13 protein-coding genes are annotated in these 16,988 nt (G+C 68.3%); 7 read left to right on the top strand and 6 right to left on the bottom strand.

Translation table 11 applies throughout. From position 1 onward, the window contains the following. Nucleotides 1-55: 55 nt before the first annotated feature. The 4 genes from E0H75_RS24680 to E0H75_RS24665 all read left to right on the top strand — a co-directional run bounded on the left by E0H75_RS24680 (nucleotide 56) and on the right by E0H75_RS24665 (nucleotide 5,123). Nucleotides 56-1,828 (top strand): ABC transporter substrate-binding protein, encoded by a 1,773-nt coding sequence (locus E0H75_RS24680; RefSeq protein WP_131515989.1) that lies wholly within the window; start codon nucleotides 56-58, stop codon nucleotides 1,826-1,828. A 102-nt stretch (nucleotides 1,829-1,930) separates the two neighbouring features. Further along, on the top strand, nucleotides 1,931-2,944 hold the full coding sequence (locus tag E0H75_RS24675; protein ID WP_131515988.1) for an ABC transporter permease: 1,014 nt from the start codon (nucleotides 1,931-1,933) through the stop codon (nucleotides 2,942-2,944). Nucleotides 2,945-3,006: 62 nt separating this feature from the next. Next, nucleotides 3,007-4,035 carry an ABC transporter ATP-binding protein gene (locus E0H75_RS24670; protein ID WP_202873167.1) on the top strand — a complete coding sequence of 343 codons (1,029 nt, stop codon included), beginning with the start codon at nucleotides 3,007-3,009 and terminating at the stop codon, nucleotides 4,033-4,035. Nucleotides 4,036-4,049: 14 nt separating this feature from the next. After that, on the top strand, nucleotides 4,050-5,123 hold the full coding sequence (locus E0H75_RS24665; protein WP_420323303.1) for an ABC transporter ATP-binding protein: 1,074 nt from the start codon (nucleotides 4,050-4,052) through the stop codon (nucleotides 5,121-5,123). Nucleotides 5,124-5,149: 26 nt separating this feature from the next. On the opposite strand, the gene E0H75_RS24660 is transcribed toward E0H75_RS24665, so the two are convergent. From E0H75_RS24660 to E0H75_RS24650, 3 genes are all read right to left on the bottom strand, one after another. Next, a complete protein-coding gene (locus E0H75_RS24660) occupies nucleotides 5,150-7,552 on the bottom strand; it encodes a tetratricopeptide repeat protein (protein ID WP_131515987.1) in 2,403 nt (800 codons plus the stop codon). Nucleotides 7,553-7,616: 64 nt separating this feature from the next. Then, the gene (locus tag E0H75_RS24655) at nucleotides 7,617-8,792 is read right to left on the bottom strand and encodes a hypothetical protein (RefSeq protein ID WP_131515986.1); all 1,176 of its coding nucleotides are present in this window, start codon (nucleotides 8,790-8,792) and stop codon (nucleotides 7,617-7,619) included. Next, complete coding sequence (locus tag E0H75_RS24650; protein WP_131515985.1) at nucleotides 8,789-9,313, bottom strand: SigE family RNA polymerase sigma factor; 525 nt, start codon at nucleotides 9,311-9,313, stop codon at nucleotides 8,789-8,791. The genes E0H75_RS24655 and E0H75_RS24650 overlap by 4 nt, the downstream gene beginning before the upstream one ends. Nucleotides 9,314-9,546: 233 nt before the next feature. On the opposite strand from E0H75_RS24650, the gene E0H75_RS24645 reads away from it, so the two are divergent. The 3 genes from E0H75_RS24645 to E0H75_RS24635 are packed head-to-tail and all read left to right on the top strand — an operon-like array spanning nucleotide 9,547 to nucleotide 13,701. Further along, nucleotides 9,547-10,383, top strand: coding sequence for an MIP/aquaporin family protein (locus E0H75_RS24645; protein WP_131515984.1), 837 nt, complete (start codon nucleotides 9,547-9,549; stop codon nucleotides 10,381-10,383). Between the two features lie 39 nt (nucleotides 10,384-10,422). After that, complete coding sequence (gene glpK / locus E0H75_RS24640) at nucleotides 10,423-11,940, top strand: glycerol kinase GlpK (protein WP_131515983.1); 1,518 nt, start codon at nucleotides 10,423-10,425, stop codon at nucleotides 11,938-11,940. Nucleotides 11,941-11,988: 48 nt separating this feature from the next. After that, a complete protein-coding gene (locus E0H75_RS24635) occupies nucleotides 11,989-13,701 on the top strand; it encodes a glycerol-3-phosphate dehydrogenase/oxidase (protein WP_238163243.1) in 1,713 nt (570 codons plus the stop codon). 6 nt (nucleotides 13,702-13,707) lie between these two features. Here the strand turns inward: E0H75_RS24635 and glpK (E0H75_RS24630) are convergent, their stop codons facing one another. Genes glpK (E0H75_RS24630) through E0H75_RS24620 form a run of 3 tightly spaced genes read right to left on the bottom strand, consistent with a single transcriptional unit; the run spans nucleotide 13,708 to nucleotide 16,977 of the window. Further along, complete coding sequence (gene glpK, locus E0H75_RS24630; protein ID WP_131356775.1) at nucleotides 13,708-15,225, bottom strand: glycerol kinase GlpK; 1,518 nt, start codon at nucleotides 15,223-15,225, stop codon at nucleotides 13,708-13,710. Nucleotides 15,226-15,285: 60 nt separating this feature from the next. After that, the gene (locus tag E0H75_RS24625) at nucleotides 15,286-16,044 is read right to left on the bottom strand and encodes an IclR family transcriptional regulator (RefSeq protein ID WP_131515982.1); all 759 of its coding nucleotides are present in this window, start codon (nucleotides 16,042-16,044) and stop codon (nucleotides 15,286-15,288) included. Nucleotides 16,045-16,089: 45 nt separating this feature from the next. Then, nucleotides 16,090-16,977 carry a RecB family exonuclease gene (locus E0H75_RS24620; protein WP_131515981.1) on the bottom strand — a complete coding sequence of 296 codons (888 nt, stop codon included), beginning with the start codon at nucleotides 16,975-16,977 and terminating at the stop codon, nucleotides 16,090-16,092. Between the last annotated feature and the right edge of the window lie 11 nt (nucleotides 16,978-16,988).

Genomic DNA, 16,988 nt, shown 5'->3' with positions numbered 1-16,988 from the left:
AACCAGGGAGCCCACGGATGTCACAGCTCTCACGAAAAAAGGGGTGCAACAAGAGATGAGATGGAATCGCATCAGGACGGCAACCGCCGTCAGTGCGGCCGTCGCCTTGAGCCTGGTGGCTTGTGGGGGACCCAAGGCGACGCCCGGAGGAGGGACGAGCAGCGAAGGTGCCGCTACCGCGGAGGCCAACGCCGCTGTCAACAAGGTGTTCAGCCCGAGCGACAAGAAGGGTGGCACCCTTCGCATGGCCATCACCGAGCTGTGGGACTCCACGGACCCCGGTGACACCTACTACGGCCTGTCCTGGAACCTGGTCCGCAACTACGTCCGTCCGCTGATGACGTTCAAGGCGGTTCCGGGCGCCGAGGGCGCGAAGCCGGTCCCGGACCTGGCCGAGGCTCCCGGTGTGCCGAGCGACGGCGCCAAGACCTGGACCTACAAGATCCGCAAGGGCGTGAAGTTCGAGGACGGCACCGAGGTCACCTCGAAGGACGTCAAGTACGCGGTCGCGCGGTCGCTGGACAAGGCGACGCTGCCGAGCGGGCCGACGTACTTCAACGACTTCCTGCTCGACGTCCCCGCGGGCTACAGCGTCTACAAGGACAAGTCGCTCGCAGGTGTGGCCAAGGCGATCGAGACGCCGGACGACCAGACCATCGTGTTCCACCTGAAGAAGCCGTTCGCCAGCTTCGACTACTTCGCCCAGCTGCCGTCGACGGCCCCGGTACCGCAGGCCAAGGACACCGGTGCGAAGTACAAGGAACACCCGATCGCGACCGGCCCGTACAAGTTCGAGAGCTACGACGCGAACAAGGGCATGGCCCTGATCCGCAACGACAAGTACGACGCCTCGACCGACCCGGACTCGGGCCGCAAGGCGCTGCCGGACAAGATCACCGTCGCGTTCAACGTGAACGGCACCGACATCGACAACCGGCTGATCGCCGGTGACCTCGACGTCGACATCGCCGGTACCGGCGTGCAGGCCGAGACCCAGGCGAAGGTGCTGGCCGACCCGAAGCTGAAGGCGCACACGGACAACGTGCCGGCGCCGCGACTCAACTTCACCGTGCTGAACAGCGACGTCGCGCCGCTGGACAACGTGCACTGCCGCAAGGCGGTCCTGTACGCCGCCGACCACGAGGGCTACCAGCGTGCCTACGGTGGTCCGATCGGTGGTGACATCGCGACGAACCTGATGCCGCCGCTGGTCACCGGTGCGCAGAAGTTCGACGACTACGGCTTCGAGACCGACAAGAACGGCAACGTCGACAAGGCCAAGGACGAGCTGAAGCAGTGCGGTCAGCCGAACGGCTTCGCCACCAACATCACCTACCGCTCCGACCGGCCGAAGGAGAAGGCTGTCGCCGAGACGCTGCAGCAGTCGCTGAAGCGGGCCGGCATCAACCTGAGCACCAAGCCGTACCCGACCGGTGACTACACCAAGCTGTACGCCGGCAAGCCGGACTTCGCGAAGAACAACAAGCTCGGCCTGATCGTCTACAGCTGGGGTGCGGACTGGAGCGACGGCTTCGGCTTCCTGAGCCAGATCGTCGACAGCCGGGTGATCAAGCCGACCGGTGGTAACTCCAACCTCGGTATCAAGATCCCCGAGGTCGACCAGCTGATCGACAAGGCGCTGTCCACCACCGACGAGGCGGCGCGCAACCAGATCTGGGTCGACGTCGACAAGAAGGTCATGGAGCAGGCGGCGGCGCTGCCGGGCATCTGGGCCAAGGGCCTGCTGTACCGCCCGGACACCCTGGCCAACGTCTTCTCCAACGACGGTCAGAACATGTACGACTACGCCGCGATCGGTCTCAAGTAGTCGTCGGTTGCCCTGACCAACCATCATTTCGCCAGCAGAGGTAGGTGAAGGCTGACGGTGGCCGGTGATCAGCGATGATCACCGGCCACCACGCCGCGTACGGTGTTCGCATATCTGGTCCGCCGGGTGATCGGAGCAATCATCCTGCTCTTCATCGTCACGGCCGTCACATTCGGGATCTTCTTCCTGGTACCCAAGCTCGGCGGTGCGACCGCCGACGACCTGGCCTCGCGCTACGTCGGCAAGAGCGCGGGTGAGGCGCAGATCCACGACACGGCGGTGCGGCTCGGCTTCACCGATCCTCTCTACGTGCAGTACGGGCGCTTCGTGAAGGGCCTGGTCGTCGGATCGGACTACAACTACGGCGCGGGGATCGAGCGTTGCCCGGCGCCGTGCTTCGGCTACTCGTTCCTCACCCAGCAACCGGTCTGGCCGGACCTGGTCGCCCGAATACCGGTGACCGCTTCGCTGGCAGGCGGTGCCGCGTTCATCTGGCTGGTCACCGGTGTCGGTACCGGCGTGATCTCGGCGCTCAGACGCGGGTCCGTCCTGGACCGATCACTCATGTCGGTGGCGCTGGCGGGTGTCTCGCTGCCGATCTTCTTCACCGGTCTGCTGGCGTTGTCGATCTTCAGTTACGGCCTCGGCTGGACCGCGCAGGGCGGCACCAATCCGCTCGACGAAACCAATCCGATCTGGTGGGCGTACGACCTGCTCCTGCCCTGGATCACGCTCGCCTTCCTCTACGCCGCGGCGTACGCACGTCTCACCCGGGCCGGCATGCTCGAGACGATGAACGAGGACTATGTCCGCACCGCCCGGGCCAAGGGCCTGACCGAACGCACGGTGGTGATGAGACACGGCCTGCGCTCGACGCTGACCCCGATCCTGACCATCTTCGGTCTCGACCTAGGGCTGCTGATGGGTGGCGCCATCCTCACCGAGACGACGTTCTCGCTGCCCGGGATCGGTCAGTACGCCGTGATCGCGCTGCGGGCGAACGACCTGCCCAAGGTGCTCGGCGTGACGCTCGTCGCCGCCTTCTTCATCGTGCTGGCGAACCTGATCGTCGATCTCCTGTACGCCGTCGTCGACCCGAGAGTGCGGATCTCGTGACCGAGCCCCAAGACCTGACCGAACCCCAGGACCAGGGTGCGCCGCGGGACACCGTCCAGCGGATTCCCCGCGGCGAGGCGTTCCTCGACGTCCGTGACCTCAAGGTGCACTTCCCGACCGACGACGGTCTGGTGAAGTCGGTCGACGGGGTCTCGTTCAAGCTCGAGCGCGGCAAGACCCTCGGCATCGTGGGGGAGTCCGGCTCCGGCAAGAGCGTGACGAGCCTGTCGATCATGGGCCTGCATCCGCCGGGTGTGGCCAAGATCAGCGGCGAGATCTTCCTCGACGGCCAGGACCTGGTCTCGTCGAGCCGCGAGGAGGTCCGGCTGCTGCGCGGCAAGCGGATGGCGATGATCTTCCAGGACCCGCTGTCGGCGATGCACCCCTTCTACACCGTCGGGCAGCAGATCGTCGAGGCCTACCAGGTGCACAACGAGGTGAGCAAGTCGGTCGCGCGCAAGCACGCGATCGAGATGCTCGACCGGGTCGGGATCCCGCAGCCGGATCGGCGGGTGGATGCCTATCCGCACCAGTTCTCCGGTGGCATGCGGCAGCGCGCGATGATCGCGATGGCCTTGTCCTGCGACCCCGACCTGCTGATCGCGGACGAGCCGACCACGGCCCTCGACGTCACCGTCCAGGCACAGATCCTGGACCTGATCCGGGACCTGCAGCGCGAGTTCAACTCCGCGGTCATCATCATCACCCACGACCTCGGTGTGGTCGCCGAACTGGCCGACGACATCCAGGTGATGTACGCCGGCCGCGCGGTCGAGTACAGCACCGCGGAGGACATCTTCGACCGGCCGCAGCACCCCTACACCTGGGGTCTGCTCGGCTCGATGCCGCGGATCGACCGGGAGCGCAGTGAGCGGCTGATCCCGATCAAGGGCACGCCGCCCAGCCTGATCAACGTGCCGAAGGGCTGCGCGTTCAACCCGCGCTGCAACTACGCCCACCTGAACGGCGGCGCCAGTGAGACCGACCGGCCCGAGTTGCTCGACGTCGGCGACGGCCACATGGTTGCCTGCCATCTCTCCCCGAAGAACCGCCGGCAGGCGTGGGAGACCGACATCAAGCCGAAGCTGTGAACGGGACGACGACTGTGACGACTGCTGATACCGAATCCGACGCCGTCCCGGGCGTGATCGAACCGGCGATGGGCGAGGAGCTCCTCTCGGTCGACAACCTGGTGAAGCACTTCCCGATCCGCAAGGGCGTGCTGCAGCGCCAGACCGGCGCCGTCCAGGCGGTCGACGGGCTGACCTTCAGCGTCAACCGCGGCGAGACGTTCTCGCTGGTGGGCGAGTCCGGCTGCGGCAAGACCACCACCGGCCGGCTGCTGACCCGCCTGCTGGAGCCGACGTCCGGCCGGATCGTGTTCGAGGGCCGCGACATCAGCCACCTCGGCGAGGGCCGGATGCGGCCGCTGCGGCGCGACGTACAGATGATCTTCCAGGACCCGTACGGCTCGCTGAACCCGCGGCACACGGTCGGCAAGATCGTCGGAGCGCCGTTCAAACTGCAGAACGTGAAGACCGAGCACGGCGTGAAGAAGGCCGTGCAGGAGCTGCTCGAGCTGGTCGGTCTGAGCCCGGAGCACTACAACCGCTACCCGCACGAGTTCTCCGGCGGCCAGCGGCAGCGCATCGGCATCGCTCGCACGCTGGCGTTGCGTCCGAAGCTGATCGTCGCCGACGAGCCGGTGTCCGCGCTGGACGTGTCGATCCAGGCCCAGGTCGTGAACCTGCTCGAGGACCTGCAGAACGAGTTCGACCTGACCTACGTGATGATCGCCCACGACCTGTCCGTCGTACGGCACGTCTCGGACCGGGTCGCGGTGATGTACCTGGGCAAGATCGTCGAGGTCGCCGACCGGGTCAGCCTGTACGAGAAGCCGATGCACCCGTACACGGTGGCGCTGCTCTCGGCGGTTCCGGTGCCGGACACGAAGCGGAAGGGCAAGCAGGAGCGCATCCGCCTGCAGGGCGACGTACCGAGCCCGATCAACCCGCCGCCCGCGTGTCGCTTCCACACCCGGTGCTGGAAGGCCCAGGAGATCTGCAAGACCGAGGAGCCGCAATTGCTGCAGCTGGCTCCCGGTCACCAGACCGCCTGCCACTTCCCGGAGAACCAGCCCGCGAGCACACCGGCTCCGGCAGCTACTGACGAGAGCTGATCGCTCGGCGCCTGACGGGGTCATCGTCAGGCGCCGGCTGCTTTCCGGGCCGCTTCCAGCAAGTCCTCGGTCGGCGGCACGAGTGCGGCGTCGTGCTCGCGGTAGAAGGCGAGCGCGAACTCCAGGTTCGGTACGGCGTCGTCGGGTTCACCGATGTCGTTCAGCACCCGCCCCAGCTCCAGACGGGCCTGTGCCTCGCGCCGGAGGTCACCCACGTCGAGCGCGACCTCGAGTGCGTGTTCGGTCTGCTCGATCGCCGAGTCGAAGTCCTTCAGCTGGGCATACACCATGCCGAGGACGTAGTGGCCGTCGCTGACGCTCTTGCGGTAGCCGAGCACGTCCAGAACGCCCATGGCCTGGACGATGTCGGTCACCGCGGCTTCCGGGTTGCCTGACTTGGCCCTGGCCCAGGCCCGGTCGATCCGCGCGTTGGCGGCGCCGGACTCGTCATCGGCCGCGCTGAACAGTTCGACGGCCGCGGTGCTGGCCGCCTCCGCCGCGCTCCAGTCGCCGAGCTCGGTGTACACCTCCGTCAAGGTCAGCTGGCTGGCGGCCAGGCCGCGTTCGTTGCCCAGTTGCTGGTTGACGGCCAGTGCGTGCTCGACCAGCGGCAGCGCCTCGCGGTACCGGTGCATCCTGATCAGCAGCCGGGCCTTGTTGTTGGTCGCAAGCGACACCCCGCGGAGATTGCCGATCGACTCGAACACCTCTCGAGCCAGACCGAAACGTTCCGCGGACTCGTCGTAGCGCGCCACCTCCGCCAACGCGATCGCCGCATCGGCGTGGAGCTGGGCCAGCGTCCAGCGGTCGATCCGGCCGGCCGTGACCCGGTCGATCGCCGGCAACCAGTCCGACATGCTGCCGCGCATCGCGAAGTAGTTGTAGAGGCCGACGATCAGGCCGGCGGCGAGTTCGTCGCGGCCACCGAGGGTCCGGACCTGGTCGACCAGGGCCAGGCAGTTCCGCAGCTCGTCGTCGATCCAGGCCAGCGCCTGTTCCAGGTGGGCGAACGTCGGGAACGTGGGCGCCGATGGACGGTCCGGCCAGGCCATCCGCGCGGCCTTCGGATCGCCCATCTCGTTCGCGCGCCAGGCCACGGCGAGATAGAGCGCGAGGCTGCGGTCGAGGGCCGCGGCACGGTCGGACTCTGACAGCCGGCCGGCCAGTTCGCGGCCGAAGGCACGCACGAGGTCGTGGAACAGATAGCGCCCCGGCGCCCGAGACTCGAGCAGGTGCAGATCGGTCAGACGCTCCAGCAGGCGGTCGGCATCGGCCGGCTGTGTGTCGATGAGGGCCGCTGCTGTCTCGGCTGTGAAGTCTTCGGCGTCGCTGAGACTGAGCAAGGTCAGGGCCTGGGCCGCGCTGTGGTCGAGCGGGTCGGCGCTGCGGTTCAGCTGTTCGATCGACAGCGAGAGGCTCGCCCGTACGTCGAGGTCGTCGACGCCGAGCAGGTCGAGCCGACGAGACTCGTCTTCCAGCCGGCTCGCCAACTCGGCGCCGGACTCGGACGGATGCCGGACCAGCCAGGCGCCGGCGACCGAGAGCGCGAGGGGGAGATGCCCGCACAACTCCGCGACGCGTGGCGCGTCCGGGACCAGTTGGTCGGCGCCGGCGATGGTCTCGAGCAGCCGCACCGACTCGTCCGCGGGCATCGGTTCGAGCTGCAGGTGCAGGCTCGCGGGCAGGGCCGTCAGCGTGGCGCGACTGGTGATGAGTACGGCGGATCCGCTAGCGGCCGGGATCAGCTCTGCGACCTGGCCGACATCGTGGGCGTTGTCGAGGACCAGGAGCACGCGGCGGTCGGCCAGCCGGCTCCGAAGGGCCGCGACGGCCTCGACGAGACTGCCCGGCACAGCATCGGCCGGTACGCCGGTTCCGCGCAGGAGCTGACCGATCGCGTGCAGCGGGCTGACCGGCGTACCGGCGCCGAAGCCGCGCAGGTTCACCAGAAAGGTGCCGTCCGGGTACTGGTCTGCGCTGGCGTGGGCGGCCTGGATCGCCAGCGCGGTCTTCCCCACGCCTGCCATGCCGCGGATGGTGGCGACGATGGGCGAGCCAGGCTGCGCCGGCGTGCCGCTGAGAAGATCGGTCAGCTGGTCGACCTGATGGGTACGACCGGCGAACCCCGCGTTCGCGGACGGCAACTGGCGAGCCACTACCCACGCCGGACCGGCGGGCTTGGCCTGGGTGGCCGTCGGGCTGACAGCACCGCGTGCGGCGAGCCGCTTGAACGCCGCGAGCTCCTCCGGGGTGAGCTGCAGCGCCTTGTCCAGCTTGTCGATCGTGGTCGGATGCGGGAACCGGCGGACGCCACGTTCCAGCAGCCCGATGGCCTGCGCACTGAGACCCGCCAGCTCCGCCAGACCCTCCTGCGTCAGATCCCTGACCCGGCGCGCATCCCGCAGCCGCGCCGCGAACGTGTCCTCCACCCTGCCCCCTTCGTCGACCGAGATTCTGGCAGGTCACTGGTCGGCGGGACGGGCGGCCCCAGCGTCAGCCGAAGTACTGGGTGATAGGTGCGCCCAGGGGTACTGCGAACGGTAGGTCCCGGGGTGGAGTCGGATCGAACGTGAAGGTCGAGAAGGCCGCAGCACTCACCTGACATGTCAGGTTGATCGCCGAGCACGTGAGCAGGTCGACCGGAGCGTTCCGTCCGGCCCGGATACCGACGGCGGAGAAGGTGCTGTCGTCCAGCCACTGGCCGAAGATCAGGCGAGAGTGATCGGGGTGGCGTAGCTGGAGCTTCGCGCCGGTCTTCACCTTGTAGAGGGCGAGTACGGCGGCGGCCGGCTGGGCCCGCTGGTTGTCGGCCGGACCGGCGACCAGATAGTCCGCGGTGGGGGAGAGGTACCCCTGCCTGCCGGGGAACGTACGACCACCGGAGTCGCTCGGTGCGGGACCGACGGCCAGGCTGGTCCCGCTGGTCGCATGGCTCAACGGACGCTGGTACAGGTACTGCCCGGACGAAACGCCTCGCACACCGTTGGGGAGCGTGTCGGCGACCAGCTTGGCGGTGCCGGCTTTCAGATCCCAGCGGTAGATCCCCGTCAGGGTTCCGAAGTACGCCGTGTCGCCGTCGATCGCGACGAGCTGTGGTCCCATCACGGCATCGAGCAGCGGGCCACGTTTGTTGCCGATCGAGGTACGGACGAGCTCGCGGTCGGCGGCCACGTCGTACACGACCGATTCGCTGCGGTCGGTGTAGTCCTCGACCCAGCCGACCAAGCTGCCGTGGCTGTCGGCGGTCAGCCGCCGGGTGCCCCTGCCGGGCGCGATCCGGCGTACCCCGGCGGTGCCGGCGACGTAGATGTCGTTCTCGTCGTCGAGGAAGACGAAACCCGCGTCGGTCTGGACGAATGCGCTGACCCGGTAGGGCGCGACGGAGATGACGTCCTTGCCGTAGTGGATCTGACTGCCGATGGCGTACGTCGCGCGGCGTTCGGCGAAGGGTGCAGGCGTGGCCGGGGCCGGGCGACGGTCGATCGACCGGGCGACTGTGACCCCGCCGGCAATGGCGGCCAGAGTGACCACCGCGCCGCCGAGGACCGCGATGGCCCGGCGCCGGCTGATCCGGCGGTCGCCCGCCGCGACGATCCCGTCCAGGTCGAGCGCGGGCGGTTCGGCGCTGTCCGCGTGCTCGGCGAGGGTGTCCCTGAGCAACTCGTTCATTCCGCCATCCCTGCCCTCTCCACGATCAGTACGACGTCCTCACCCAGCCGCGCCCGCAGCTTCTTCAGCGCATCGAAGACCTGGCTCTTCACGGTGCCGACGCTGCAGCCGAGCGCCTCGGCCGTCTGTACTTCGGTCAGGTCCTCGTAGTACCGCAGGACCAGCGCCGCCCGCTGCCTCGGCGGCAACTGCCGCAACTCGTTCCACAACCAGACACGCGCGGTGGTGTCATCCGCATCCACCGGCCGATCCGGTACGTCGTCATGCGGCCGCTCAGCACGCCACGCCTTCCGCCGCCACCAGGTGATCGCGGTGGTGGTGATGACCCGCCGCGTGTACGCCTCAGCGTTGCCCGGATCGCGAAGCCGGCGCCACCCGACGTACGTCTTCACCAAGGCCTCCTGGAGGAGGTCCTCGGCCAGTCCGCGCTCACCGGCCAGCAGGTAGGCGTACCGGTACAGGGCGCCGTGCCGGCTGGTCGCGAACTCCGCGAAGCCGGCGGTGTCCCGCTCGTCGGCCATCTGGTCCCTTCCGTCGGCGCCCGGGTCGATTCAACCCTTGTGACGCGGCCGGACCGGCAAACCGTTGGGTGCTCGCACGAGGAGTTTGTGCATCCGGGCGATCACTGAGTGTCGTAGCTGGGTGGTGGGGTTGCGGCGTTCGACAATGTCGAACGACCGGCGTTGTGCCGCCCCGCTAACGCTTCTACATTCCAGCCAGCCGTGGTCGTCACGGCGTGGAGGGGAGGTTCGGCATGGCTACGACGGAAACAGTCAAAGCAAGAACCCTTCTTGCGGAATGCTCGGCCGAGTTCGCCGGGACGTTCATCCTGATCCTGTTCGGCGTGGGTGTGGTGGCCCAGGTGGTGGCCGGCGGGATCGGCGATCACGACTCGATCTCGTGGGCCTGGGGTATCGGCGTGACCATGGGCGTGTACGTGTCGGCCCGGATCAGCGGCGCCCACATCAACCCTGCGGTCACGATCGCCCTGGCCGCCTTCCGCGGGTTCGCCTGGCGGAAGGTTCTGCCGTACATCGTCGCGCAGTTCCTGGGCGCGTTCGCGGCGGCTCTGGTGGTCCGCTGGAACTACGACAAGGTGCTGGAGAAGTTCGATCCCGGCCTGACCATCAAGAGCCAGGGCGTGTTCTCCACCCTGCCGGGCAACGGCAGCACGGAACTCGGCGTCGGCATGTGGGGCGGGTTCCTGGACCAGGTCATCGGTACGGCGATCCTGATGCTGGTCATCCTGGCCATCGTCGACCTGCGCAACACCGCCCCGGCGGCGAATCTCGGTCCGTTCATGATCGGTCTTCTGGTCGTCGGCATCGGCATGGCCTGGGGCACGCTGGCGGGCTACGCGATCAACCCGGCCCGTGACTTCGGACCGCGGCTCGCGTCCTACCTGACCGGCTACGGGGGAGCATTCAAGGACCAGTTCGGGGATCCCTATTTCTGGGTCCCGATCGTGGGACCGATCATCGGCGCGCTCATCGGCGCCTTCCTCTACGACCTGCTGGTCGGCCGGAACCTGCCGGTGAGTGACGAGGACGAGGAGCCGGGCCGGGTGCCCGACGAGGAGACCACGGCGTGATGCGTCGTACCACTGAGCAGTGTGAGGAGAGGACTATCCATGGCTGACTTCGTCGGTGCCGTCGACCAGGGCACCACGAGCACCCGTTTCATGATCTTCGACCACTCCGGCAACGAGGTGGGCATCCACCAGCTGGAGCACGAGCAGATCCTGCCGCAGGCCGGCTGGGTCGAGCACAACCCGGTCGAGATCTGGGAGCGGACCAGCTCGGTCATCCGGACCGCGATGAACGCGAAGGGGTTGCAGGCCAGCGACCTCGTCGCGCTCGGCATCACCAACCAGCGTGAGACGGCGGTGGTCTGGAACCGCAAGACCGGGCGGCCGTACTACAACGCGATCGTCTGGCAGGACACCCGGACCGACCGGATCGCCTCCGCGCTGGACCGCGAGGGCAAGGGCGACGTGATCCGGCAGAAGGCCGGTCTCCCGCCGGCGACGTACTTCTCGGCCGGCAAGGTGCAGTGGATCCTGGAGAACGTCGACGGGGTGCGCGAGGCGGCCGAGGCCGGTGACGCCGTCTTCGGCAACACCGACACCTGGCTGCTGTGGAACCTGACCGGTGGGACGGACGGCGGCGTACACATCACCGACGTCACCAACGCCAGCCGGACCATGCTGATGAACCTGGAGACGCTCGACTGGGACGACGAGCTGATCTCGTTCTTCGACATCCCGCGGCAGATGCTGCCGGAGATCCGGCCCTCGTCGGATCCGAACAAGTACGGCGAGACCCTCGCGAACGGCCCGGTCGGCGGCGTGGTCGCTTTGACCGGCGACCTCGGCGACCAGCAGGCGGCGACCGTCGGTCAGGTCTGCTTCAACCCGGGCGAGGCCAAGAACACCTACGGCACCGGCAACTTCATGCTGCTGAACACCGGCACCGAGCTGGTCCGCTCGAAGGCCGGTCTGCTCAGCACGATGTGCTACAAGTTCGGCGACGAGGCGCCGGTCTATGCGCTCGAGGGATCGATCGCCGTGACCGGGTCCGCGGTCCAGTGGCTGCGCGACCAGCTCGGCATTATCTCCGGTGCGAGTGAGACCGAGACGCTGGCCCGGCAGGTCGAGGACAACGGCGGCGTGTACTTCGTGCCCGCGTTCTCCGGACTGTTCGCGCCGTACTGGCGCTCCGACGCGCGCGGCGCGATCGTCGGTCTGTCCCGGTTCAACACCAACGCGCACCTGGCGCGAGCAACACTGGAAGCGATCTGCTACCAGAGCAAGGACGTCTCAGACGCGATGGAGAAGGACTCGGGCGTGACGCTCGACGTACTCAAGGTCGACGGCGGCGTGACGGCCAACGAGCTGGCCATGCAGATGCAGGCCGACATCCTCGGCGTCCCGGTCAGCAAGCCGGTCGTCGCGGAGACCACCGCGCTCGGTGCGGCGTACGCGGCCGGCCTGGCGGTCGGCTTCTGGAAGAACACCGACGAGCTGGTCCAGAACTGGAACGAGGCCAAGCGGTGGGAGCCGCAGTGGACGGACGAGCAGCGCACCAAGGGGTACGCCGGCTGGCAGAAGGCGGTCCAGCGGACGCTGGACTGGGTCGACGTCGACTGACCCTGCCCGCTCGGTAGGCAACGCAACGGAATCGGAAGGAACAGCACAGTGGGCGCAGTGGCTCTGTCACCGCAAGCGAGGACCGAGGCGATCGACGCGATGGCCGACGGACGGGAACTGGACGTCCTGGTGATCGGTGCCGGCGTGGTCGGCAGCGGTTCGGCGCTCGACGCCGCCACCCGGGGCCTGACCACCGGACTGCTGGAGGCGCGCGACTTCGCCAGCGGCACCTCCAGCCGGTCCAGCAAGTTGGTCCACGGTGGCCTGCGCTACCTGGAGATGCTCGACTTCCGGTTGGTCCACGAGGCGTTGCAGGAGCGCGGGCTGCTCCTGCAACGCCTGGCACCGCACCTGGTGAAGCCGGTGCCGTTCCTCTACCCGCTGCAGCACCGGTGGTGGGAGCGGTTCTACGCCGGCGCGGGTGTCGCGCTGTACGACGGAATGGCGGTCAGCTCGGGTCTCGGGGCCGGGCTGCCGATCCACCGGCACCTGACCCGCCGCGGCGCGATGCGGCTGGTGCCGAGTCTGAAGAAGTCGGCCCTGATCGGCGCGCTGCAGTACTACGACGCCCAGGTCGACGATGCCCGCCACACGATGGAGCTCGCGCGGACGGCGGCATCGTACGGCGCTCATGTCGCCAACCGGGTCAAGGTGACCGGGTTCCTGCGCCAGGGTGAGCGGGTCACCGGAGTGCAGGCGAAGGATCTGGAGAGCGGCCGCGAGTTCGAGGTCCGGGCCAAGCAGGTCGTGAACGCGACCGGGGTCTGGACCGACGACACGCAGGCGATGGTGGGGGAGCGCGGCCAGTACCACGTCCGCGCCTCGAAGGGGATCCACCTGGTCGTCCCGAAGGACCGGATCCAGTCCAGCACGGGGATGATCCTGCGGACCGAGAAGTCGGTGCTGTTCATCATCCCGTGGGGCCGGCACTGGCTGATCGGCACCACCGACACCGACTGGAACCTGGACAAGGCCCACCCGGCCGCGACCAGCAAGGACATCGAATACTTGCTCGACCACGTCAACGCCGTACTCACCACCCCACTGACGCGCGAGGACGTCGAGGGCGTGTACGCCGGACTCCGGCCGCTGCTCGCGGGTGAGTCGGACAGCACCTCGAAGCTGTCGCGTGAACACGTCGTCGCGCACGCGGCGCCGGGTCTCGTGGTGGTTGCCGGCGGCAAGTACACGACGTACCGGGTGATGGCCAAGGACGCGATCGATGCCGTCGCCAACGCCCTGGACGGGCGGGTGCCGAAGTGCACCACGAAGAACATCCCGCTGGTCGGTGCCGACGGCTACCACGCGCTGTGGAACCAGCGGCACCTGATCGCCCAACGCTCCGGCCTGCACGTGGCCCGGATCGAGCACCTGCTCAACCGGTACGGCGCCCTGGTCGACGAAGTACTGCAACTCGTCGAGGACGACCCGTCGCTGGGTGAGCAGTTGCCGGGCACGCAGGACTACCTGAAGGCCGAGATCGTGTACGGCGCGAAGGCCGAAGGAGCTCGGCACCTGGACGACATTCTGGCTCGCCGGACCCGGATCTCGATCGAGGCCTGGGACCGTGGCGTCGGCGCCGCCGAGGCGGCCGCTCGCCTGGTGGCCCCGATCCTCGGCTGGGACGAGGCAACGATCGAGCGCGAGGTCTCGTTTTACATCCGCCGTGTCCAGTCCGAACGCGCCTCCCAGGACCAGCCCGACGACGAGTCCGCCGACAAGGTCCGCCTCGAAGCCCCCGACATCGTGTCGCCGGCCTGAGGTTTGTTACTCGGCGACCTGTTCGGGGCGGATCCAGTTGAAGGTGCGTTGGACGGCGGCCTTCCAGTTGGCGTACTCGGTGGCGCGGCGGTCCGGATCCATGTGAGGCAGCCACTGACCGGCGCGGTGCCAGTTGCTCCGCAGGCCTTCCAGGTCCGGCCAGTAGCCGACCGCGAGGCCGGCGGCGTACGCGGCGCCGAGTGACACGGTCTCGGTCACCATCGGGCGCACGACGCGTACGTCGAGAAGGTCGGCGAGGAACTGCATGAGGAGGTTGTTCGCGGTCATGCCGCCGTCGACCTTCAAGGCGGTCAGCGCGATGCCGGAGTCGGCGTTCATCGCGTCGACCACCTCGAGGGTCTGGAACCCGGTTGCCTCCAGCACCGCCCTGGCCAGGTGGCCCTTGGTGATGTAGCCGGTGAGGCCCGCGATCACTCCGCGGGCCTCGCTGCGCCAGTGCGGTGCGAACAGTCCGGAGAACGCTGGCACGATGTACGCGCCGCCGTTGTCCTCGACGGTCCGCGCCAATGTCTCGATCTCGGCCGCGGTGTGGATCAGCCCCAGCCCGTCGCGGAACCACTGCACCAGGGAACCGGTGACCGCCATCGACCCTTCGAGCGCGTACGACGCCGGCTCGTCACCGATCTGGTACGCGACGGTCGTCAGCATCCCGTGCTTGGACCGGACGATCTCGTGGCCGGTGTGCAGCAGCAGGAACGAGCCGGTGCCGTACGTGCACTTCGCCTCGCCCGGACTGAAGCACGTCTGCCCGAACAGCGCCGCCTGCTGGTCCCCGAGCGCCGCCCCGATCCGGACCCCGGGCAGTACGTCGGTCGCGGTCGCGAACACCCCCGACGACGGCCGGATGTCCGGCAGCACAGCCCTCGGTACGTCGAACGCCTCGAGCAACTTGTCGTCCCACTCGAGGGTCTCGATGTTCATCAGCATGGTGCGGCTCGCGTTTGTCACGTCGGTGACGTGCAGCCCGCCGTTCGCGCCGCCGGTGAAGTTCCAGATCAGCCAGGACTCCATCGTGCCGAAGTACACCTCGCCCCGCTCGGCGCGCTCCCGCAGCCCAGGGGTGTGGTCGAGCATCCACTTCAACCGGGGAGCCGAGAAGTACGTCGTCAGCGGCAGACCACACAGGTCGGCGAACCGGTCCGGGCCCTCCGTGCCGGCCAGCTCGCTCACCAGCCGAGAGGTCCTGGTGTCCTGCCACACCACCGCGTTGCCGATCGGCCAGCCGGTGAAGCGGTCCCACAGCAGGCTGGTCTCGCGTTGATTGGCGATGCCGATGGCAACGATCTGCGACGGCTCGGCGCCGATCTGCCGGACCGCGGTCGGGACCACCCGGGTCACGTTCCGCCAGATCTCGGCCGCGTCGTGTTCCACCCAGCCCGGTCTCGGAAACAGTTGCCGGTGCTCGCGCTGTGCGACCGACACCAGCCGCCCACGGCGGTCGAACAGGATGCACCGCGTCGAGTTGGTTCCCTGGTCCACCGCCGCCACGTACTGCTCAGCCATCGAGCCACCCCCCGATCTCTCGCCGGCCGGATCGCTCAGGTCGAACCGGCCGCCTCCCCGTCAAGTGTCCTCCCGGAGGTCACGGGCGATGGCCTCGGCGGTGGACCGGACCATGCTGATCAGGTCTGGGCGGTGGCGAAGCTTGCTGTCACAGATGCGTTCGAGCCGGCCGGCGAGGCCGACCGCACCGACGACCAGACCGCCCAGCCCACGGATCGGGGCCGCGATGCTGGCCAGTTCGACGGTGTGTTCCTCGAGCTCGCTGGCCCACCCGCGCGCACGAACCGTGGCGAGCTCTTCGGCCAGGCGGGCCGGATCGGTGATCGTCCGGGTCGTGTAGGCCTCCAGGCGGCGCGGCCGGGCGGCTCCGCTGGTGTCGAACGCGAGCACTGCCTTCCCGAGTGCGGTGGCGTGCGGTGGGAGCGTCGTGCCGACGTCGAGGTCCTGGTCGCTGTCGTCGGGGCGGAAGACGTGGTGGACGACCTCGACCTTGCCGTCGACGAGTCGGCCGACCCGGACGACCTCACCACTGCGGGAGGCGAGCGAGTCGGCCCAGTTGATGGCTCGGCTGCGCAACTCGTTCGGGTCCAGGTAGCTTTCGCCGAGCCGGCCGAAGATGTCGCTCAGGTGGTAGTGCGCGCCGGTGTGGTCCTGCTCGACGAATCCGACCTGCTGCAGTGTCCGAAGTATCCCGTGAACAGTCGGTTTCGCCAGGCCGAGCGCGTTGCCGAGGTCGGCGACGCCGAGTCCGTCCGGCGCGGCGGCGAGCAATCGCAGCACAGCAGCAGCCCGCTCGATGGACTGCACAGTGCCTGGCACAACGGCAGGCTATCTAGGAATTCGGCGTGTGGCTGTAGGCCAAGTTCAGCCGTCGACGTCGACCAGGTCGACACCGGCGGACTCGGCAGCGACCTCTTCAACCGAACGGGTCGGGAGCGGCGGCGGAGTGCCACCCCAGGCCGGACAGATCGCCTTGTGATCGCACCACTCGCAGAGCGGACCAGGGCTGGGACGCCAATCGCCGGACTCGAGTGCCCGGCTGATCGCAGTCCACAGCGCCGAGACCTTCCGCTCACAAGCGCGCAGATCCGCCTCGTCCGGGACGTACCGCACGATCTCCCCGTTGCCGAGGTAGACGAGCTGGAGCATCGCCGGCACGACTCCACGCAGCCGCCACAGGACCAGCGCGTAGAACTTCATCTGGAACAGGGCCTTGGCCTCGAAGAACTCCGAGGGTGACCGGCCGGTCTTGTAGTCGACCACTCGGATCTCGCCGGTCGGGGCGACATCGAGCCGGTCGACGTAGCCCCGCAGTACCAGGCCGGACTCGAGCTCGGTCTCGACGTACAGCTCGCGCTCGGCGGGCTCCAACGCGTTCGGGTCCTCGAGGGTGAAGTACTTCCCGAGCAGCTGGTGCGCCTCCGCCAGCCAGTTGGCCAGCTCCTCACCGCTCGCGTCCTCGGCGAACAGCTCCGCGACCTCCGGCTCCTCCTCGAGCACGTGCTGCCACTGCGGCTCGAGCATTCCAGCCGCCTGCTCAAGTGTGCGCTGCCCGCGAGGCAGGTCGAACAAACGCTCCAGCACGCCGTGCACCACCGTGCCCCGGACCGCGGCCGACGACGGCTTCTCCGGCAGCCGGTCAATGACGCGGAAGCGGTACTTCAGCGGGCAGCTCATGAAGTCCGCGGCCCGGGAGGGCGACAGGGCTCCGCGCGGATGCCCGTGCACGTCGACTTCGGCGGCAACACTCATGCCAGCACCCT

The organism is Kribbella capetownensis (assembly GCF_004331485.1).
Classification (GTDB): domain Bacteria; phylum Actinomycetota; class Actinomycetes; order Propionibacteriales; family Kribbellaceae; genus Kribbella; species Kribbella capetownensis.
The sequence above is the reverse complement of the archived record's forward strand: the minus strand, read 5'-3'. Positions and strand labels throughout refer to the sequence as shown.

Excerpts from the sequence above, each read along its gene's own strand:
- E0H75_RS24680 (WP_131515989.1), top strand. The coding sequence starts at position 56 with ATGAGATGGAATCGCATCAGGACGGCAACCGCCGTCAGTGCGGCCGTC.
- E0H75_RS24655 (WP_131515986.1), bottom strand. The coding sequence starts at position 8,792 with ATGAACGAGTTGCTCAGGGACACCCTCGCCGAGCACGCGGACAGCGCC.
- E0H75_RS24650 (WP_131515985.1), bottom strand. The coding sequence starts at position 9,313 with ATGGCCGACGAGCGGGACACCGCCGGCTTCGCGGAGTTCGCGACCAGC.
- E0H75_RS24645 (WP_131515984.1), top strand. The coding sequence starts at position 9,547 with ATGGCTACGACGGAAACAGTCAAAGCAAGAACCCTTCTTGCGGAATGC.
- glpK (WP_131515983.1), top strand. The coding sequence starts at position 10,423 with ATGGCTGACTTCGTCGGTGCCGTCGACCAGGGCACCACGAGCACCCGT.
- glpK (WP_131356775.1), bottom strand. The coding sequence starts at position 15,225 with ATGGCTGAGCAGTACGTGGCGGCGGTGGACCAGGGAACCAACTCGACG.
- E0H75_RS24620 (WP_131515981.1), bottom strand. The coding sequence starts at position 16,977 with ATGAGTGTTGCCGCCGAAGTCGACGTGCACGGGCATCCGCGCGGAGCC.